Below are 18,085 nucleotides of genomic sequence, written 5' to 3'. Positions count from 1 at the left end.
GCTTTATTGCCGCTTTGTTTGTTTTTTGTTTTGGTCGCCCGCTAATCCACGCGGGGCGCGGGCGTCAGGCGCTGGCGGTTCTGCGTGACCGCTTCAAGCACCAGCGGGTGCAGTTGTTCGTCGCCGGCATCGCCGTCGGGCGTGGCCGCCAGAAAGCCGAGCAGCTCGTTGCGCATGCGCGGTTCCCAGAATTTTTGGATATGGTTGGTCACGCCTTCCAGCGCTTCCTGGCGGTCCGGCATGGCGTCAAAGAACTGGCCGATGCGGTTGGCCATGCGGATCAGGTTGCCGATTTCCATTGCGTGTCTAAGTCCAATGCAGAGCCCGGATTCAGGCTCGATTCAAGGCCCGATTCAGGGGATAAGCCGTTCGGGGTGGGAATACAGCGTGGCGTCGTCGCCGCGCATGAAGCCCACCAGGCTGACGTTGGCGTCTTGCGCCAGGCGGATGGCCAAAGCGGTGGGGGCGGACACCGCCGCCAGCACGGCCACGCCGGCCGCCGCCGTCTTTTGCACCATTTCAAAACTGGCGCGGCTGGACACCAGCACGATGCCGTTGCCGGCGTGCATGGCCTGGCGCGCCAGCGCGCCGATCAGCTTGTCCAGCGCGTTGTGGCGGCCCACGTCTTCACGCACCAGCGCCACCACGCCATCGGCGCCCGCCCAGCCCGCCGCGTGCGTGGCGCCCGTGATGTCGTGCAGCGCCTGGCGCGCGCGCATGTCGCGCATGGCGTTCAGCACCGCCTGGATGCGTACCGTCGATCCATTCGTCACCGGCGTCACCGGTCGCAGCACTTCAGGCAGTGTTTCCACACCACATAACCCGCAGCCGGTGCGGCCGGCCATGGCGCGCCGTCGCGTTTTCAGACGGACTTCGCAGGCACTGGATATTTCCACCTGCACCACGATGCCGTCGCACTGCGGCAGCACGTCAATGCCGCGCACATCGCTGACGCTGTCGATGATGCCTTCGGACAGCGAAAAGCCCACCGCAAAGTCTTCCAGGTCGGCGGGGGTGGCCAGCATGGTGGCGTGGCTGATGCCGTTGAACTCCAGCGCCACCGGCGTTTCCTCGGCAACGAAGTCGGACTCGGCGCTTGGGGCGATTGCCCCGGCCCGCACGCGCGTGACCTGGGTCTGCGTGCAGTCGGGGCGGGAAGACGGGGGCGTGGGGGCGGTCATGGCATCCAGGGCTGTGGGGCGTTATTTCCCGGTCAGCGCCGCTTCGTTTTCGCGCGATCGCTCGCGCAGCAGTTTTTGCTGGATGTCGGCAAAGCGCGACCACTGGCGCTGCCATTCCGAAGGCTGGGACACGCGCGTAACCTGCACGGCCGTGACCTTGTATTCGGGGCAGTTGGTCGCCCAGTCGGAGGCATCCGTCGTGACGACGTTGGCGCCGGACTCGGGAAAGTGAAACGTGGTGTATACCACGCCCGGTTGCACCCGGTCGGTCAGCGTGGCGCGCAGCACGGTCTCGCCCGCGCGGCTTTGAATGCCCACCCAATCGCCTTCCGCCACGCCACGGTCTTCGGCATCTTGCGGATGCAGTTCCAGCACGTCTTCGCTGTGCCACATGACGTTGGGCGTGCGCCGCGTCTGCGCGCCCACGTTGTATTGCGACAAGATGCGGCCGGTGGTCAGCAGCAGCGGGAAACGGCGCGTGCTGCGTTCGTCGGTGGGCACGTACTTGGTGATCATGAACTTACCCTTGCCGCGCACGAAGGTGTCGATGTGCATGATGGGCGTGCCTTCGGGTGCGTCGTCGTTGCACGGCCATTGCAGGCTGCCCAGCTTGTCCAGCTTGTCGTAGCTGACGCCCGCAAACGTCGGTGTCAGCCGCGCGATTTCTTCCATGATCTGGCGCGGGTGCGTGTAGTTCATGGGATAGCCCAGCGCGTTTGACAGCGCCACCGTCACTTCCCAGTCCGACTTGCCGTTCTTGGGCTCCATCACCTTGCGCACGCGCGAGATGCGGCGTTCGGCGTTGGTGAAGGTGCCGTCCTTTTCCAGGAACGACGAACCCGGCAGGAACACATGCGCGTACTTGGCGGTTTCGTTCAGGAACAGGTCCTGCACCACGATGCATTCCATGGCCGCCAGCGAGGCCGCCACGTGCTGCGTGTTGGGGTCGGACTGCACGATGTCTTCGCCCTGGCAGTACAGACCCTTGAAGGATCCGCCCAGCGCCGCTTCAAACATGTTCGGAATGCGCAGGCCGGGTTCAGGCTGCAAGGTCACGCCCCAATCCTTTTCGAATTGCGCGCGCACCGTGTTGTCGGAAATGTGGCGGTAGCCGGGCAGCTCATGCGGGAACGAGCCCATGTCGCACGAGCCTTGCACGTTGTTCTGGCCACGCAGCGGGTTCACGCCCACGCCTTCGCGGCCGACGTTGCCGGTGGCCATGGCCAGGTTGGCAATCGCCATCACGGTGGTGGACCCCTGGCTGTGCTCGGTCACGCCCAGGCCGTAATAGATGGACCCGTTGCCGCCGGTGGCGAACAGACGCGCCGCGCCACGCACGTCCTGCGCGGGCACGCCCGTGATCTCGGCCATGGCTTCGGGCGAGTTATCGGGCAAGGACACGAAGTCGCGCCATTCGTTGAAAGCCTTGGTTTCGCAGCGCTCGGCCACGAAGGCGTCATCGATCAGGCCTTCGGTGGCGATCACGTGCGCCAGCGACGACAGCAGCGCGGTGTTGGTGCCGGGGCGCACTTGCAAATGGAAGTCAGCTTTGATGTGCGGCGAACTGACCAGTTCGATGCGGCGCGGGTCAATCACGATCAGGCGCGCGCCTTCGCGCAGCCGGCGCTTCAGGCGCGAGGCAAATACCGGGTGGCCGCTGCTGGGGTTGGCGCCCATCACGATCACCACGTCGGTGTGCATGACCGAATCAAAGGTTTGCGTGCCGGCGGATTCGCCCAGGGTCTGCTTCAGGCCGTAGCCGGTGGGCGAATGGCAGACGCGCGCGCAGGTGTCGACGTTGTTGGTGCCGAAGGCCGCGCGCACCAGTTTTTGCACCAGCCAGGTTTCTTCGTTGGTGCAGCGCGACGAGGTAATGCCGCCGACCGCGTCGCGGCCGTACTCGCTTTGGATGCGGCGGAATTCAGAGGCCGCGTAGTTGATGGCCTCGTCCCAGGACACTTCTTTCCAGGAATCGGTGATGTGCTTGCGGATCATGGGTTTCAGCACACGTTCCTTGTGCGTGGCGTAGCCCCATGCAAAACGGCCCTTCACACAGGAATGGCCGCGGTTGGCCTGGCCGTCTTTCCACGGCACCATGCGCACCACTTCCTGGCCCTTCATCTCGGCCTTGAAGCCGCAGCCCACGCCGCAATAGGCACAGGTGGTGACCACCGAGTGCTCGGCCTGACCCATCATGATGACGGTTTTTTCTTGCAGCGTGGACGTGGGGCAAGCCTGCACGCAGGCGCCGCAAGACACGCATTCGCTGTCCAGGAAGGGCTGGTCCTGCCCGGGCGATACGCGCGACTCAAAGCCCTTGCCGGATATCGTCAGCGCGAAGGTGCCCTGCGTTTCCTCGCAGGCGCGCACGCAGCGGTTGCAGACGATGCACTTGGACGCGTCGTAGCTGAAGTAGGGGTTGGAGTCGTCGACCTTGGCGTCCAGGTGATTGGCGCCGTTGTAGCCGTAGCGCACGTTGCGCAGGCCCACCACGCCGGCCATGTCCTGCAATTCGCAGTCGCCGTTGGCGGGGCAGGTCAGGCAGTCCAGCGGGTGGTCGGATATGTAGAGCTCCATCACGCCGCGACGCAGCTCGTGCAGCTTGGGCGTTTCGGTAAAGACCACCATGCCGTTTTCCGCCGGCGTGGTGCACGACGCGGGGTAGCCGCGCCGGCCTTCGATCTGCACCAGGCACAGGCGGCAGGATCCAAATGGTTCCAGGCTGTCGGTGGCGCACAGCTTGGGGATGTTGATGCCGGCCTCGGCGGCGGCGCGCATCAGGGACGTGCCTTCGGGCACGCGGATTTCCTGGCCGTCGATGGTCAGGGTGACGGTGTTCTCGGACACGCGGGCCGGTGTGCCCAGGTCGCGGTCGCGCTTGATGACGGTTTCCAGCATGGTCGCCTCTTGGGTTCAGGCCGCGTGCGCGGCAGACTGCGAGGACTCGATGCCGAAGTCCTGCGGAAAGTGGTTCAGCGCGGACAGCACGGGGTAGGGCGCCATGCCCCCCAGCGCGCACAGCGAACCGCCCATCATCGTGTCGCACAGATCGCGCAGCAGATGTACTTGCTGTTCGCGCTGGCCGGCGTCGGCCCCAGGCGCCGCGATCTTGTCGATGGTCTCGACGCCGCGCGTCGAACCTATGCGGCAGGGCGTGCATTTGCCGCAGGATTCAATGGCGCAGAATTCCATCGCGTAGCGTGCCATGCGCGCCATGTCGACGGTGTCGTCAAACGCCACCAGCCCGCCGTGGCCGATCATGGCCGAGATCTGGATATAGGCCTCGTAGTCCAGCGGTACGTCCCATTGCGATTCGGGCAGATAGGCGCCCAGCGGCCCGCCCACCTGCACGGCGCGGAGGGGCCGCCCCGAGGCGCTGCCGCCGCCGAATTCATAGAGCAGGTCGCGCAGGCTCAGGCCGAAGGCCTTCTCCACCAGCCCGCCTTGCTTCAGGTTGCCCGCCAACTGGAAGGGCAGCGTCCCATGCGAACGACCCACGCCGTAATCGCGGTAGTAGGTGGCGCCCTTGGCCAGGATGATGGGCACGGTAGCCAGCGAGATCACGTTGTTGATCACGGTGGGTTTGCCGAACAGGCCCGAGATGGCCGGCAGCGGCGGCTTGGCGCGCACCACGCCGCGCTTGCCCTCAAGACTTTCCAGCAACGAGGTTTCTTCGCCGCAGATGTAGGCGCCCGCGCCCTTGCGCACTTCCAGGTCGAAGCGGCGTCCACTGCCGTGCACGTCCGCGCCCAGCCAGCCCACGCTGCGGGCGCGCGCAATGGCGGCCTCCAGCGTGGCGATGGCGTGCGGGTATTCGGAACGCACGTAGATGTAGCCATAGCTTGCGCCCACGGCCAGCCCGGCGATGGTCATGCCTTCGATCAGCACGTAGGGGTCGCCTTCCATCAGCAGGCGGTCGGCGAACGTGCCGGAGTCGCCTTCGTCGGCGTTGCAAACGATGTACTTCTGGTCGCTGGGCGTGCCAGCCACCGTTTTCCATTTGATGCCGGTCGGGAACGCCGCGCCGCCGCGTCCGCGCAAGCCCGAGGTAACCACTTCGTCAATGATGCCGGCCGGCTCCATCGCCAATGCCCGCTTCAAGCCGGCCAGGCCGCCGTGCGCGGCGTAGTCCTGCAAGGACAAGGGGTCGATCACGCCGACGCGGGCGAAGGTCAGGCGTTCCTGGTGTTTCAGGTAGGGGATGTCTTCGGTCAGGCCCAGGCACAGGGGGTGGGTGGAGATGTCCTTCAGCCAAGCGGCGTCGAACAAATCGGCCACGTCTTCCGGCGCCACGGGGCCGTAGGCCACGCGGCCATCGTGCGTGACCACTTCCACCAGCGGTTCCAGCCACAAGAGCCCGCGCGAGCCGTTGCGCACCACTTGCACGGCCACGCCACGTTCATCAGCGATGCGCTCAATTTCACGGGCCACGGCATCGGCGTCCATGGCCAGCGCCGCGGCGTCGCGCGGCACGTAGATGACGACGGGGGCGCTCATGGCGCGACCTCCGGTGTGCGGTCCGGTGTGCGGTCCAAGGTGCGCGCCAACAAGCGGTCCAGCTTGGCGGGGGTAACACGAGCATGCGGCTGGCCGTCGATCATGACGGCGGGCGACTGGGCGCACAGCCCCAGGCAGTAAACGGGTTCCAGCGTGAAATTGCCGTCCGCCGTGCTGGCGTGGAAGTCGCAGCCCAGGTGGGCGCGGGCATGCGCCGCCAGCGGTTCGCCGCCCATGGCCTGACAGGCTTCGGCGCGGCAGACTTCCAGCGTATGGCGCGCGGCCGGCTGGCTGCGAAAGTGCGGGTAGAAGGTGATGACGCCGTGGACTTCAGCGCGGGACAGGTTCAGGGCCTCGGCGATGGTTTGCACCGCCTCGGCCGGAATACAGCCCAATTCGTGCTGCACCTCGTGCAGTACCGGCAGCAGGGGCCGGGCAGGTCTTTCAGCCGCGCAAGAATGCGCGCGGTGGTGGCGATGGCGGGGGTGGCGGACGCCTGGGCGGCGTCCAGCGCCAGTGGGCCGCCGCGGGCGCCGCCGCTGGATGCCAGGTCGGATTTTGCCTCGCGCTGTTGCACGGTGGTCTCCTCCAATGTTGCGGGCCCCGTTCAGGGGTCTGTGGTGCGGATCAGGCTCTGAGGGCATTTAATATGTTTTTAAAAACATAATAAAAGCCCGGCTGCCGCGTTATTTGTGTACTCTAACCACGTACTTGACTGTCTTCAATAAGAAAGAAATGACATATAAGTTCCGAATCGGTCTGCGGCCCCAATGGACCTTGGGCGGGGGTGACGACACGGCGCCCGTGCCCTTGCAAGACATGCTTGCGCTGCTGGCCGCGATTGACGCCACCGGCAATATCTCGGGCGCGTGTCGGGCCTGCGGGCTGTCGTACCGGCATGCCTGGGGCGTGCTGCGCCGCTTCGAAACCACCTTCGGCACGCAGTTGCTGATCACGAATCGGCGCCAGGGCACGCAACTGTCGCCCTTCGCGCAGCGCCTGCTGTGGGCCAACCGCCGCATCGAGGCGCGCTTGATGCCCACGCTGGACAGCATGGCGTCGGAATTGCAGGAAGAGCTGGAACGGCTGCTGCCCGAAACCGGTCCGCACCTGCGGCTGCACGCCAGCCACGGCTTCGCGGTGGAGTCGCTGATGCAGCACATGGGCGACCGCAAGCCGGGGCTGGAATTGCGTTATCGCACCGCGATCGAGGCGTTGGCGTCCTTGGAACGCCATGAATGCGATCTGGCCGGGTTTCAGGTGCCGCTGGGCGATTTCGAATCGCCCATCATGGAGCGCTACGCGCAGTGGCTGCACGCCGACGACTACCTGCTGATTCACCTGGCCGTGCGCAATACCGGCCTGTTCGTCACCGCCGGCAACCCGAAGCAGATCCGTGGCATGGCCGATCTGGCGCGCCAGGACGTGCGCTTCGTGAACCGCCAGATCGGGTCCAGCACCCGCTACCTGGTGGGGCTGATGCTGCAACGCGCCGGGGTGTCCATTGGCGAGGTCCAGGGCTACGAAACCAATGAATTCACGCACATGGCGATTGCCGCGCACATTGCCAGCGGCATGGCGGACACGGGCGTAGGGGTAGAGACGGCAGCCTGCCGGTTCGGGCTGGACTTCATTCCGCTGGTGCGCGAACGCTACTTCTTCGCCATCCGCAAGTCGTCGCTGGAGACGCCCGCCATGCAAGACCTGCTGTCCATCATGCGCAGTGCCGACTACGTGGGCTACGTAGGGCAACTGGTGGGCTACGACGCCCAGGACACCGGCCGTTTACAAACCCTGGAAGAGGCTTTCGCGTAGGCGGGGCCGCCCGGACCCTGGCCGCCGATATATGATCGCCCCATGAGCAAAGTGATATTCCTTGCCGATGAACGGGCCAGCCAGCGCACCGATCGCGCAACCTGGCCCGCGCCTGGCGAGCTGCCGCCAGACGGCCAGCCCGCGCTGGACCAGCGCGCGCGTCCGCTGCGCGATCTGCGCATCTCCGTTACCGACCGCTGCAACTTCCGCTGCACCTACTGCATGCCGCGCGAAGTATTCGACGCCAGCTATACCTTCATGCCGCATTCGGCGCTGCTGTCCTTCGAGGAAATCAGCCGCCTGGCCGGCATTTTCACGCAGCTGGGCGTGGAGAAAATCCGCCTGACAGGCGGCGAACCGCTGCTGCGCAAGCACCTGGAAAACCTGGTGGGCCAACTGGCTGCATTGCGCACGCCGGCGGGCCTTCCGCTGGACCTGACCCTGACGACCAATGGCAGCGTGCTGGCGCGCAAGGCCGCCGATCTGAAAGCGGCGGGATTGACGCGCGTAACCGTCAGCCTGGATGCGCTGGATGCCTCCATGTTTCAGGACATGAGCGACAGCGGCTTCACGCCCGATGACGTGCTGCGCGGCATCGACGCCGCGGCCGAGGCTGGCCTGGCGCCGGTGAAGGTCAACATGGTGGTGCGGCGCGGCCTGAACGACGGCCAGATCCTGCCCATGGCCGAACGCTTTCGCCACAGCGGCCACATTTTGCGCTTCATCGAATACATGGACGTGGGCAGCACCAACGGTTGGAACCTGACGGAAGTGGTGCCCAGCCAGGAAGTGCTGGACCGCATCGGCGCGGTGTATCCGCTGGAACCCGTGCAATCCAACGACATGGGCCGTGTGGCCGAACGCTGGCGCTATGCGGATGGCGGCGGCGAAATCGGCGTCATTTCCAGCGTCACGCAGGCCTTCTGCGGCGGCTGTACGCGCGCGCGCCTGTCGCCCGAGGGCAAGCTCTATCTGTGCCTGTTCGCGCACGAAGGCTTTGATCTGCGCGCACCCTTGCGCGACGGCGCAAGCGACACGGAACTGGCCGCCATCGTGGCGGGCATCTGGGGTGGCCGCCACGACAATTATTCCGAACTGCGTGGCCGCAACATGGCGGACACCACACCCACTTCCGGCCGCAAGGTCGAAATGAGCTACATCGGTGGCTGACCAGTCTTTGCCGTTATCCACGGCGCGCATCGTCGGGCTGATCCTGGCGGGCGGGCAGGGCGCACGCATGGGCCATCAGGACAAGGGGTTGGTCTTGCTGAACGGCGAACCCATGGTGGCGCATGTGGCGCGCCGGCTGGCGCCGCAGGTGGGCAGGCTGATCATCAGCGCCAACCGGCATGCCGAGCATTACGCGCAATACGGAACGGTGGTGGCGGACGGCGCGCCCGCGCTGGGCGACTTTCAGGGGCCACTGGTGGGGCTGGCGGCGGGGCTTGTCGCAGCATCACACGCTGACGACGACTGGGTAGTTGCCGTGCCGTGCGACACGCCTTTTCTTCCCCATGACCTTGCAACGCGGCTGATTGCCGAGGCGGTTTCCGCCCAGGCCCCACTGGCCTACGCGATGGCCGGCGGCCAACGCCATGCCGCCTGCATGGCGTTGCGCCCGTCGCTCTTGCCCGACCTGCGTGCTTATTTGCAGGCGGGCGACCGCAAGGTGGGCGTGTGGCAGGCCCGCGTGGGCGGCGTGGCGGCGTGTTTTGACGACGCGCCAGACGCCTTTATGAACGTGAACACGCCCGAAGAACTGGCCGTGGCTGAACGCTACACCAGCCAGTGCCGCATGTCGTAATAAGGCACGCGGTCGCCGTCATTGACCAGCACGTCGGCCGGCAAGCGCGCCAGCCCCGTCGCCCAGGGTACGGAACTGATCACCCCCGAGCCTTGATGGCCATAGGGCACGAGCTCGGCGGTGCCGTCTTTCGCCACGCGGCGCTGCACGCGCAGGAACTCCTCGCGTCCGTCCTGGCGCGGATGCTCGGTGCGCAGCGGCAACAGGTTGACGGGCGGGAAGATTTCTTCGCGGCCTTGCATGCGCCGCACCAGCGGCGACACCAGCATGGCGAAAACCGCGTAGGCCGACACCGGATTGCCCGGCAGGCTGACCACGGGCTTGCCGCCTATCTGGGCCAGCGCCACCGGCTTGCCGGGTTTCATGCGGACCTTCCACAGCGATAGCTCGCCGCCCAATGCCGCCAGGGCGGGCTTGACCAGATCGCGTTCGCCCACCGACACCCCGCCCACGCTCAACACCAGATCGCAATCGGCCAGCAGGGTCTTGAACGCGGCCAGCAGTTCTTCTTCGGTGTCGCGCGCGTGCAGCACATGCACGGGCACGGCGCCCAGCCCGCGCGTCAGGGCGGCAAGCATGGGGCCGTTGGAGTTGTAGATCTGCTCGGGCGCGCGCGGCGTGCCGGGCGGCACCAGTTCGTCGCCGGTGGTCAGGATGCCCACGCGCAGGCGGCCCATCACCGGTACGGTGGCCAGCCCCTGCGAGGCCAGCAGCGCCACGTGCGCGGCTTGCAGCACGGCGCCTGCCGCCAGCAAGGGCGCGCCGGCCATCGTGTCTTCGCCGCGGCGGCGGATGTGCTGGCCGGGGGCGGGTGCGCGTGTGATCTCTACCTGGTTGTCGGCTTCGACGGCGTCTTCCTGCATGACGACGGTGTCCGCGCCATCGGGAATCAGGCTGCCGGTAAACAGGCGGATGGCGTGCCCAGGCTTCAGCGGTTCGGGCACGTCGCCCGCGTAGCAGCGCTGCTGGATGGGCAGGCGGGCGCCCGCGCGCCAGTCGGCCACGCGCAGCGCGTAGCCGTCCATGGCGCTGTTGTCGGCCGGTGGAATGTCTACCGTGGCTTGCAGATCGGTCGCCAGCACGCGGCCGGCGACTTCGTTCAGTTCAATCTCTTCGCGGCGTTGCAGCGGCGTTGCGGCGTTGGCCAATAGGGTTTGGGCGTGATCGAAATCCAGCATGGGTCAGTGGTCTTCTTTCCGGGGCTTGAAATGCGAGGCGAAATTGCACGGGCGGTGCCTGCTGTCGAGCTGTTCGCGCAGGATCTGCGCCCAGGCCGTTTCGCAGGCGTTGTTCGAACCGGGCAGGCAGAAGATCAGCGTCTGGTTGGCCGAGCCCGCGAATGCGCGCGACTGGATCGTGGAGCTGCCGATCTCGGTGTAGGAGATCTGGCGGAACAGTTCGCCAAAGCCGGGGATCTCGCGGTCGAGCAGGGGCAGGATGGCTTCAGGCGTATGGTCGCGATGCGAAAAGCCCGTGCCGCCGGTGGTCAGGATGACCTGCACTTCGGGGTCGGCGATCCAGTCGCTGATGATGCGGCGGATCTGGTAGATGTCGTCGCGGACGATGTCGCGGCGTACGCACTCGTGGCCCGCATGCGCCAGGCTGTGGGCCAGCAGGTTGCCGGAGGTGTCGTCGCCCGCGCTGCGGGTGTCGCTGACCGTCAGCACGGCACAGGCCAGCGAGACGGGAATTTCTTCGCTCATGGACGTTCCTTGGTAGGGGCGGTGTCTTCATCCCAGGCGTCGGTGCGGTCCTGGTCGGCCTGGCGTTGTTCTACCCAGAAGCTACGGCCGCCTGCCAGCGTTTCGCGCTTCCAGAAGGGGGCACGCGTCTTCAGCGCGTCGATGATGTATTCGCAGCCGCGGAAGGCGTCGCCCCGGTGCGCGCTGGCGGCCGCCACGAATACGATCTGCGCGTTGCGCGAGAGCGCGCCCACGCGGTGCACGATGACCGTGCCGTCCAGCTTCCAGCGCTGGCGGGCGGTCTCGGCAATGGCTTCAAGCTCGCGCTCGCACATGCCGGGATAGTGTTCGAGGTACAGCGTGTCGGTGGGCGCATCGGGCGCGTAGTCGCGCACATAGCCCACGAAGGTGACGATGCCGCCCACGCCGGACCCGGCGTTCTCGCGCAACGCGGCCGTCAGGGCGGCGGCGTCAAAATCGGCTTCCTGGACGCTGATCATGGCGTTCAACCTCCGGTGACGGGTTCGAACACAGCGACTTCGTCGCCCGGGCGGATCGGCGCCGTCGGCTTGGAATGGGTTTGGTTGATGGCCAGTTTCAAGCGCGCTGCCGGGGCCAGTTGGGGATACCGTTCGCCCAGCGCGGCCAGCAATTGGGCGCCGGTGGATTCGCCATCCAGCGGCCAGTCTTCACTGCGCTTGCCGACCAGTTCGGCCACGCGGGCGAAGTACAGCAGATTAATCGTTGCGCCATTCACCGCTTTTTCCTCCAGCCTTGTACTTAAGGCGTACTTGTTCAACCACGATGCCTTTGTCGGCGGCCTTGCACATGTCGTAGATGGTCAGCGCGGCCACGCTGCACGCCATCATGGCTTCCATTTCCACGCCCGTCTTGTAGCTGGTGCGGCAAGTCGCCTGGATGTCGATGCGATGCGCGGCGTCGTCCAGCGCGAAGTCGACCCCCACGAACGCCAGCGGCAGGCTGTGGCAAAGCGGGATCAGCTCCGCGCAGCGCTTGGCGGCCAGCACGGCGGCCACGCGCGCCGTGTTGAGCACTTCGCCCTTGCCTTGGCCCGGCTGCGTCAACAGGCCGTAGGCCACGGCGTTCATGCGCACGCTGGCCACGGCGATGGCCACGCGCTCGGTGTCCGATTTGGCGATGACATCGACCATGCGCACCTGGCCGGCTTCGTCAAGGTGGCTCAGGGAAGGAGGGGAAGAAGGCATGGGGAATCGGGATCGAGAATTGTTAATGTTTGAAAAGTGCGGTGCCGCCAGGCCGGGCGGGCCGCAGGTTCCGCCTATGATAGACGAGCGCTAACCAGGGCGCGATAATCGCCATCAACTCGCATCAGGAGACACGCGATGCCCTTGCGGCGCCCCAAGTTACGGTTCACCCGGCGCGCCGGCAAAATCCTACTGGGCATTGTGGCGTTCGCGCTGATCGTCTGCGGTATCGCTGCCTGGCAAGTGCCCAAGGTCTTGCACAACGTGTTGACCACCGACGTCGCCAAGATGATCGGCCGCGATGTTTCCGTGGGCAAGATCAGCTTCAACCCCTTCACGCTGACCGTTCGCGCCCACGACCTTGCCGTGGCTCAACCCGGCTCGCAGACCCCGCTGCTGACATTGGCAGAACTGGATGCCAGCGCCGCCTGGAGCTCCCTGTTCTGGTTCGCACCCGTCGTCGACCGCTTGACGCTGCGCGAGCCCAGCATTGCCATCGTGCGTGAAGACGTCACGCGCTTCAATTTTTCCGACATCCAGCAACGCGTCGCGGACATGGCGGCGGCCCAGCCTGAAGAACCGCCCGAGCCCGACGCCGGCCTGCCGCGTTTTTCGCTGAACAACATGGTCATCGAAGGCGGCTCCATCACCTTGGATGACAAGGTCACCGGGCGCAAGCAGGTGGTGGATGAACTGGGCCTGGGCGTGCCGTTCATTTCCAATTTCGGCTACGCCACCGACATCGACGTGCAGCCCCGGCTGCACCTGCGCATCAACGGTAGCCCCTTCGATCTGAATGGCGTGGCGCGTCCGTTCGACACGGTGCCATCGTCCACGCTGCGCGTGGCCTTCAACGGCCTGCAGCTTGAAAAGTGGGCGGACGTCTGGCCGATGCCGCTGCCGTTCAAACTGGAAAGCGCGCTGCTGGATTCCAACCTGCAAGTGGTGTTCGAACAGCCCAAGGACGCCGCGCCCAAGATTCGCGTGGTGGGTGATGTGGGGTTGCGCCGGTTCGACCTGCGCGACACCAATGGCGACCCGCTGGCCGCCTGGAGCGCGCTGACCGTCACCCGCCTGGAACTGGAACCCATCGCGCGCCAGGCCTATGTGGGTGAAATTGGGCTGTGGGCGCCGCAGGTCCATGTGCGGCGCTACGCCAATGAACACCTGAACTGGCAGGACGTGGTCGTCAAGCTGAAGGCGCTGGCGGGGGTTGCGCCCACCGAGACGCCGGTGGCCGACAAGCTGCGGCGGGATATGGGCTTGAAGGAAAAGCCGAAGCCGGACGCCGCCGCAACGCCTGCCCCTGATGCCGCCGTGGACCCCGTTCCTGATGCCCCGCCCGGCACGCCGCCGTCCGGCGCGGGTGCTGCTCCGGGTGCTGCCCCAGGTGTCGCTGCAGCAGGCGCCACCGTAGACGCTACTGCCCCGGCGCCAGCCCCCAGCCCCGCCTCGTCGGACTGGACGGTCACGCTGGACGCCTTCAACCTGCACGAAGGCGAGCTCACGCTGACCGACGCGATCAGCAAGCTGGATTACATGGTGACCGGCGTGAGCGCCACCGTTGAAGGTGTGACCATTCCCGAGGTCAAGGACCAGCCCGTCAACCTGTGGCTGAACGTGGACAACAGCACCGACGGCGGCTGGATCCGCGCCAAGGGTCCGCTGGAACTGAAACCGCTGTCGCTGGAACTGGCCGTACGCATGGGCAACATCGCCCTGGCGCCCCTGGCCCCGGCCGTGCGCAACGCCGCGCCCATCTTGCTGCTGGATGGCCGGCTGGGCGCGTCGGCGCAGATTCATGTCCGCGAAAAAGACGGCGCCATCGACGCGTCGGCCACGTCCGTCCAGGCCGACCTGACCCAATTCAAGGCGCGCGACGAAGCCCAGAAGCCGGCGCTGGACATCGCTTTGCAATCGCTGCGCATGACGGCGGATCGCCTGGCCATGGGCCCCGGGCAAAGCAGTTTCACCCTGGCGGCCGCGGGCATCCAGGGCAATGGCGCGCTGAACATGAAGGGCACGTTCGCCCCGCAGCCGCTGACGCTGTCGTCTTCCGTGGACCTGTCCGACCTGAATGTGGCGCCGTTCGCGCCCTATGCCGCCGGCAGCCTGAACGCCACCGTGCGCGCCATTACGCTGGCGGCCAAGGGCGACGTGGCCTTTGCCGCCGCAACGGGCAATACGCCCATGCGGGTCAACTGGAAGGGCGGCGTCGATATAACCGGCGTCGACCTGCAAGACCGCGTCAACAACGACGACTTCCTCAACTGGAAGCGCCTGGCGTTTGCCGGCATGGATGTGTCCGTGGCGGGTGACAAGGTCGCCGCCAAGCTGGGCGACATCGCGCTGGAAGACTTCTATGGCCGCATCCTGCTGAACGCGCAGGGCCGGCTGAACGTCATGGACCTGGTGGCCGCGCCGGGGCAGGCGGGCGGCTCCATCACGCAGGACACGCAGACACCGGGCCGGCAGGCGCCGGCCGCGCAGGCTTCCGACAAAGCGGGGGCAGGCGCCGCCATGCCCGACATCTCGGTCAACAGCGTCACGCTGTCTCGCGGCCGCATGACGTTCACCGACCGCTTCGTCAAGCCGAACTACGTGGCGGAACTGTCCGCCATCGAAGGCGCGATCTCGGCGGTGTCGTCCACCAACCCGCAGCCCGCCAAGGTGAAGGTCACGGGGCGTGTCTACACCACCGCGCCGCTGTCCATCAGCGGCATCGTGCAACCCTTCGCCAAGTACTTGACGCTGGACCTGAAGGCGTCGGCCAAGGGCGTGGACCTGCCGCGCTTCAACACCTATTCGGCCAAATACGTGGGCTACCCGATCAAGCGCGGCAAGCTGTCGGTGGACCTCGAATACAAGATCAAGAACCGTGCGTTACAGGCGTCCAACCATGTGGTGCTGAACCAACTGACCTTTGGCGACAAGACCAACAGCCCCGACGCGACCAAGCTGCCGGTGCTGTTGGCGGTGGCGTTGCTGAAGGACTCGCGCGGCAATATCGACATCAACCTGCCCGTGTCCGGCTCGCTGGACGATCCGGAGTTTTCCGTGGGTGGCATCGTGGTGCGCGTGTTGCTGAACCTGGTGGTCAAGGCGGTCACGTCGCCGTTCAGCCTGTTGGCCTCGGCCTTCGGGGGCGGCGAAGAACTGTCTTATGTGGAGTTCGCGCCGGGCAGCGCGGTGCTGACAGAAGATTCCATCCAGCGCATCGACACGCTGACCAAGGCTTTGACCGAGCGCCCCGCGCTGAAGATGGACATCAGCGGCCGCGCCGACCCCAAGACCGACTTGGAAGGCCTGCGCCAAGCCTGGGTTGATGCTCGGATCCGCGCCGCCAAGGCCGCCGACACGGCCCCGCGCGGCAAGAAACCGAATCCGGCCGGGGTGCAGGTGTCCGCCGCCGAGCGCGTCAAATACCTCGAAGCCGTCTACGACGACACGGACATCAAGGACAAGCCGCGCAATTTCATCGGCATGTCGAAGTCCGTGCCGGCCGAGCAGATGGAATCCATGTTGCGCGGCGTGGCGCCGGTGGGCGACGAGCAATTGCGCCAACTGGCCGATGCCCGCGCGCAAGCGGTTTATGAGAAGTTGCAAGCCCAGGAAGGCCTCGCGGAGCGTGTTTTCATCGTTGCGCCGCAGTTGGACGCGGACGGTATCGAGGACGAGGGGCAACCCTCGCGCGTGGACTTCTCCCTGAAGTGAACCCGCTGGGCCGACGACGCGCCACGTGCCGCGTCTTGGACCCGGCTTTTTGCCAGGAGATTCTCGATGAAAGATCAGGACGCGCACTTCGACAGCCTGTTGCCGCCCTTGCGGCTGGACCGCCGGGGTTTCATCGCCACGACGGTCGCGGCGGGCTTTTCCCTGGCGGCAGGGCCAGCCGTGGCCCAGACCGCCATCGCTACCGACACGAAGGGGCTGACGGCCGGCAAGGTGGACATTCCCACCAAGGACGGCAAGATGCCGGCCTATCGCGCGGCGCCGGAAGGCAAGAAGAACCTGCCCACCGTGCTGGTCGTGTCCGAGATTTTTGGCGTGCATGAATACATCCAGGACGTGTGCCGCCGCCTGGCGCACCTGGGCTACCTGGCCATTGCGCCGGAACTCTACGCACGCCAGGGCGACCCCTCCAAATACACCGAAATCCCGAAGCTGCTGGCCGAGGTTGTCAGCAAAGTGCCCGACCTTCAGGTGCAGAGCGATCTGGACGCCACCGCGACGTGGGCGGCGGCCAACGGCGGCAACCCCGACAAGCTGGGTATCGTGGGCTTTTGCTGGGGTGGCCGCCAGGTCTGGCTGTACGCGGCCCACAACCCCAAGCTGAAAGCAGGCGCGGCGTTCTATGGCCAACTGGCCGGCGAACCCACCGACCTCAAGCCCAAGTCGGCCTTGAGCCTGGTGAACGAGCTGAAAGCCCCGGTGCTGGGCGCGTATGGCGGCAAGGATGCGGGCATTCCGCTGACGGACGTTGACCGCATGCGGGCCGAACTGGCGAAAGGCTCGGCGGCTGCGAAGGCGTCACGGATCGATGTGTACCCCGAGGCGCCGCATGCCTTCCATGCGGATTACCGGCCGTCGTACCGCAAGCCCGAGGCCGAGCAGGCCTGGACCCGCATGCTGGATTGGTTCAAGCAGAACGGGCTGGCGGCGTAGACGGCGTCTTTACCGCGCAATCTACTTGGCTTTTTCCCCAGGCAGGCCGTCGCTGACTTCAGCCAAGGCCTTTTTCATGCCCTCATAGCTGATGGCGCGCTCGTGCTGGAAACTGCCCAGCACGCCCTGGCATCCGTCCACGCCCGAACGCTTCATGTCGTCCATCATCGTCTTGCCCTCGCCCTGGCCCTGTTGGAACAGGGCGTCATAGGACGCCAACGAAAAGCCATATTCCTTGGCGTACCGCGTCAGGTTCTTCTGGGCTGTCGCCTTATGTTGGGCCAGGTCGGGGTCCGAGGCGCCGCAGGCGCGCGCGGCGCCGTTGGACGCTCCGGCCGCAATCACGAAGGAATCGTACAGGGTCTGTTCGCTTGCATCCGGCGCGGCCAAGGCCGGCGCGGTGGCGGTGGCCAGGACCCAGGCCAGGCCAGTCAAGATCTTGTGCATCGGTGAGTCTCCGATAGATGCCCGCGGGCGGCTTTCGACCCGGGCGGGCGTGGGTCACGCCTGCATTATGGCAAGCAGCCGTTTCCAGGCCGTGTGGCGGGGGTATGGAGTCGTTTCAGACTGTGCGTGATTTTTTCGCGCCGGTCTGGCGCAGCGGGCAGGGCGCGCACGCACTATGATGTCGGGTGTGAGGCGATCCCGCCTCAATGCATTGCCCCACTTTTCCCTGGAGATACCCCATGACGATCAACGTCGGCGACCGCGTGCCGGAAGGCACCCTGACCGAATTCATCGAAACCGAAACCGAAGGCTGCTCGCTGGGCCCCAACGCGTTCCAGGTTTCCGACCTGACCCGCGGCAAGACCATCGCGCTGTTCGCCTTGCCGGGCGCCTTCACCCCCACCTGCTCGGCCAAGCATCTGCCGGGCTATGTGGAGCAGGCCGCAGCCTTGAAGGCCAAGGGCGTGGATGAAATCTGGTGCGTGGCCGTCAACGACGCGTTCGTCATGGGCGCCTGGGGCCGCGAGCAAAAGACCGAAGGCAAGGTTCGCATGCTGGCCGACGGCTCGGCGCTGTGGACCAAGGAACTCGGTCTGGAACTGGACCTGATCGCGCGCGGCATGGGCGTGCGTTCGCAACGCTATTCGGCCCTGATCGTCGACGGCGTGGTCAAGCAGTTGAACGTGGAAGGCCCTGGCAAGTTCGAAGTCAGCGATGCCGCCACGCTGCTGTCGCAAATCTGACCTAACGTAGTTCCCTGTTTTACCG

General features: G+C 66.0%; 16 protein-coding genes and 1 pseudogene. 6 read left to right on the top strand and 11 right to left on the bottom strand.

All coding sequences use genetic code 11. The features are described 5' to 3' along the window. Nucleotides 1-41: 41 nt before the first annotated feature. The 5 genes and pseudogenes from ELS24_RS24085 to ELS24_RS24065 all read right to left on the bottom strand — a co-directional run bounded on the left by ELS24_RS24085 (nucleotide 42) and on the right by ELS24_RS24065 (nucleotide 6,255). Nucleotides 42-299 (bottom strand): formate dehydrogenase subunit delta, encoded by a 258-nt coding sequence (locus ELS24_RS24085; protein WP_050448228.1) that lies wholly within the window; start codon nucleotides 297-299, stop codon nucleotides 42-44. Nucleotides 300-353: 54 nt separating this feature from the next. Further along, nucleotides 354-1,181, bottom strand: a complete 828-nt coding sequence (fdhD, locus tag ELS24_RS24080) for a formate dehydrogenase accessory sulfurtransferase FdhD (RefSeq protein WP_127185536.1) — start codon at nucleotides 1,179-1,181, stop codon at nucleotides 354-356. 21 nt (nucleotides 1,182-1,202) lie between these two features. Then, nucleotides 1,203-4,079, bottom strand: coding sequence for a formate dehydrogenase subunit alpha (fdhF, locus tag ELS24_RS24075; protein WP_127185535.1), 2,877 nt, complete (start codon nucleotides 4,077-4,079; stop codon nucleotides 1,203-1,205). Nucleotides 4,080-4,094: 15 nt separating this feature from the next. Beyond that, complete coding sequence (locus ELS24_RS24070; protein ID WP_127185534.1) at nucleotides 4,095-5,678, bottom strand: formate dehydrogenase beta subunit; 1,584 nt, start codon at nucleotides 5,676-5,678, stop codon at nucleotides 4,095-4,097. Continuing rightward, a pseudogene (locus tag ELS24_RS24065) lies at nucleotides 5,675-6,255 on the bottom strand (formate dehydrogenase subunit gamma). Before ELS24_RS24065 ends, ELS24_RS24070 begins: the two are co-directional and overlap by 4 nt. Before the next feature lie 158 nt (nucleotides 6,256-6,413). Between ELS24_RS24065 and ELS24_RS24060 the strand changes: the two are divergent. The 3 genes from ELS24_RS24060 to mobA all read left to right on the top strand — a co-directional run bounded on the left by ELS24_RS24060 (nucleotide 6,414) and on the right by mobA (nucleotide 9,297). After that, the gene (locus tag ELS24_RS24060; protein WP_050448233.1) at nucleotides 6,414-7,493 is read left to right on the top strand and encodes a substrate-binding domain-containing protein; all 1,080 of its coding nucleotides are present in this window, start codon (nucleotides 6,414-6,416) and stop codon (nucleotides 7,491-7,493) included. A gap of 42 nt (nucleotides 7,494-7,535) precedes the next feature. Further along, nucleotides 7,536-8,663, top strand: a complete 1,128-nt coding sequence (gene moaA, locus ELS24_RS24055; RefSeq protein ID WP_127185533.1) for a GTP 3',8-cyclase MoaA — start codon at nucleotides 7,536-7,538, stop codon at nucleotides 8,661-8,663. 67 nt (nucleotides 8,664-8,730) lie between these two features. Then, nucleotides 8,731-9,297, top strand: coding sequence for a molybdenum cofactor guanylyltransferase MobA (gene mobA, locus ELS24_RS24050; RefSeq protein WP_240669570.1), 567 nt, complete (start codon nucleotides 8,731-8,733; stop codon nucleotides 9,295-9,297). Here the strand turns inward: mobA and ELS24_RS24045 are convergent. Genes ELS24_RS24045 through moaC form a run of 5 tightly spaced genes read right to left on the bottom strand, consistent with a single transcriptional unit; the run spans nucleotide 9,270 to nucleotide 12,205 of the window. Next, nucleotides 9,270-10,475 (bottom strand): molybdopterin molybdotransferase MoeA, encoded by a 1,206-nt coding sequence (locus ELS24_RS24045; RefSeq protein ID WP_127185532.1) that lies wholly within the window; start codon nucleotides 10,473-10,475, stop codon nucleotides 9,270-9,272. The two genes, mobA and ELS24_RS24045, sit on opposite strands and share 28 nt — an antisense overlap. A gap of 3 nt (nucleotides 10,476-10,478) precedes the next feature. Beyond that, nucleotides 10,479-11,000 carry a molybdenum cofactor biosynthesis protein B gene (moaB, locus tag ELS24_RS24040; RefSeq protein ID WP_050448236.1) on the bottom strand — a complete coding sequence of 174 codons (522 nt, stop codon included), beginning with the start codon at nucleotides 10,998-11,000 and terminating at the stop codon, nucleotides 10,479-10,481. Next, nucleotides 10,997-11,479 carry a molybdenum cofactor biosynthesis protein MoaE gene (locus ELS24_RS24035; RefSeq protein WP_050448237.1) on the bottom strand — a complete coding sequence of 161 codons (483 nt, stop codon included), beginning with the start codon at nucleotides 11,477-11,479 and terminating at the stop codon, nucleotides 10,997-10,999. The genes moaB and ELS24_RS24035 overlap by 4 nt, the downstream gene beginning before the upstream one ends. Nucleotides 11,480-11,484: 5 nt before the next feature. Next, nucleotides 11,485-11,736, bottom strand: coding sequence for a MoaD/ThiS family protein (locus ELS24_RS24030; protein WP_050448238.1), 252 nt, complete (start codon nucleotides 11,734-11,736; stop codon nucleotides 11,485-11,487). Next, nucleotides 11,717-12,205: a cyclic pyranopterin monophosphate synthase MoaC gene (gene moaC / locus ELS24_RS24025; protein WP_050448239.1), complete on the bottom strand. Its 489-nt coding sequence runs from the start codon at nucleotides 12,203-12,205 to the stop codon at nucleotides 11,717-11,719. The genes ELS24_RS24030 and moaC overlap by 20 nt, the downstream gene beginning before the upstream one ends. 138 nt (nucleotides 12,206-12,343) lie before the next feature. Between moaC and ELS24_RS24020 the strand changes: the two genes are divergently transcribed. Both ELS24_RS24020 and ELS24_RS24015 read left to right on the top strand, forming a co-directional pair. Beyond that, nucleotides 12,344-15,919, top strand: a complete 3,576-nt coding sequence (locus ELS24_RS24020; protein ID WP_050448240.1) for a DUF748 domain-containing protein — start codon at nucleotides 12,344-12,346, stop codon at nucleotides 15,917-15,919. 66 nt (nucleotides 15,920-15,985) lie between these two features. Next, nucleotides 15,986-16,870: a dienelactone hydrolase family protein gene (locus ELS24_RS24015; RefSeq protein WP_127185530.1), complete on the top strand. Its 885-nt coding sequence runs from the start codon at nucleotides 15,986-15,988 to the stop codon at nucleotides 16,868-16,870. Nucleotides 16,871-16,891: 21 nt separating this feature from the next. Here ELS24_RS24015 and ELS24_RS24010 read toward each other — a convergent pair whose 3' ends face one another. Continuing rightward, complete coding sequence (locus tag ELS24_RS24010) at nucleotides 16,892-17,317, bottom strand: hypothetical protein (protein ID WP_127185529.1); 426 nt, start codon at nucleotides 17,315-17,317, stop codon at nucleotides 16,892-16,894. 239 nt (nucleotides 17,318-17,556) lie between these two features. On the opposite strand from ELS24_RS24010, the gene ELS24_RS24005 reads away from it, so the two are divergent. Then, nucleotides 17,557-18,060, top strand: coding sequence for a peroxiredoxin (locus ELS24_RS24005; RefSeq protein WP_050448243.1), 504 nt, complete (start codon nucleotides 17,557-17,559; stop codon nucleotides 18,058-18,060). The last annotated feature ends 25 nt before the right edge of the window (nucleotides 18,061-18,085 follow it).

The organism is Achromobacter spanius, from assembly GCF_003994415.1.
In the GTDB taxonomy this organism is placed as follows: Bacteria; Pseudomonadota; Gammaproteobacteria; order Burkholderiales; family Burkholderiaceae_B; genus Achromobacter; species Achromobacter spanius_C.
Note: the sequence above shows the minus strand (reverse complement) of the source record. Positions and strands in the feature narration are given on the sequence as shown.

Excerpts from the sequence above, each read along its gene's own strand:
- ELS24_RS24005 (WP_050448243.1), top strand. The coding sequence starts at position 17,557 with ATGACGATCAACGTCGGCGACCGCGTGCCGGAAGGCACCCTGACCGAA.
- ELS24_RS24045 (WP_127185532.1), bottom strand. The coding sequence starts at position 10,475 with ATGCTGGATTTCGATCACGCCCAAACCCTATTGGCCAACGCCGCAACG.
- moaA (WP_127185533.1), top strand. The coding sequence starts at position 7,536 with ATGAGCAAAGTGATATTCCTTGCCGATGAACGGGCCAGCCAGCGCACC.
- fdhD (WP_127185536.1), bottom strand. The coding sequence starts at position 1,181 with ATGACCGCCCCCACGCCCCCGTCTTCCCGCCCCGACTGCACGCAGACC.
- ELS24_RS24070 (WP_127185534.1), bottom strand. The coding sequence starts at position 5,678 with ATGAGCGCCCCCGTCGTCATCTACGTGCCGCGCGACGCCGCGGCGCTG.
- ELS24_RS24035 (WP_050448237.1), bottom strand. The coding sequence starts at position 11,479 with ATGATCAGCGTCCAGGAAGCCGATTTTGACGCCGCCGCCCTGACGGCC.
- ELS24_RS24085 (WP_050448228.1), bottom strand. The coding sequence starts at position 299 with ATGGAAATCGGCAACCTGATCCGCATGGCCAACCGCATCGGCCAGTTC.
- mobA (WP_240669570.1), top strand. The coding sequence starts at position 8,731 with ATGGGCCATCAGGACAAGGGGTTGGTCTTGCTGAACGGCGAACCCATG.
- fdhF (WP_127185535.1), bottom strand. The coding sequence starts at position 4,079 with ATGCTGGAAACCGTCATCAAGCGCGACCGCGACCTGGGCACACCGGCC.
- moaC (WP_050448239.1), bottom strand. The coding sequence starts at position 12,205 with ATGCCTTCTTCCCCTCCTTCCCTGAGCCACCTTGACGAAGCCGGCCAG.
- moaB (WP_050448236.1), bottom strand. The coding sequence starts at position 11,000 with ATGAGCGAAGAAATTCCCGTCTCGCTGGCCTGTGCCGTGCTGACGGTC.
- ELS24_RS24060 (WP_050448233.1), top strand. The coding sequence starts at position 6,414 with ATGACATATAAGTTCCGAATCGGTCTGCGGCCCCAATGGACCTTGGGC.
- ELS24_RS24015 (WP_127185530.1), top strand. The coding sequence starts at position 15,986 with ATGAAAGATCAGGACGCGCACTTCGACAGCCTGTTGCCGCCCTTGCGG.
- ELS24_RS24020 (WP_050448240.1), top strand. The coding sequence starts at position 12,344 with ATGCCCTTGCGGCGCCCCAAGTTACGGTTCACCCGGCGCGCCGGCAAA.
- ELS24_RS24010 (WP_127185529.1), bottom strand. The coding sequence starts at position 17,317 with ATGCACAAGATCTTGACTGGCCTGGCCTGGGTCCTGGCCACCGCCACC.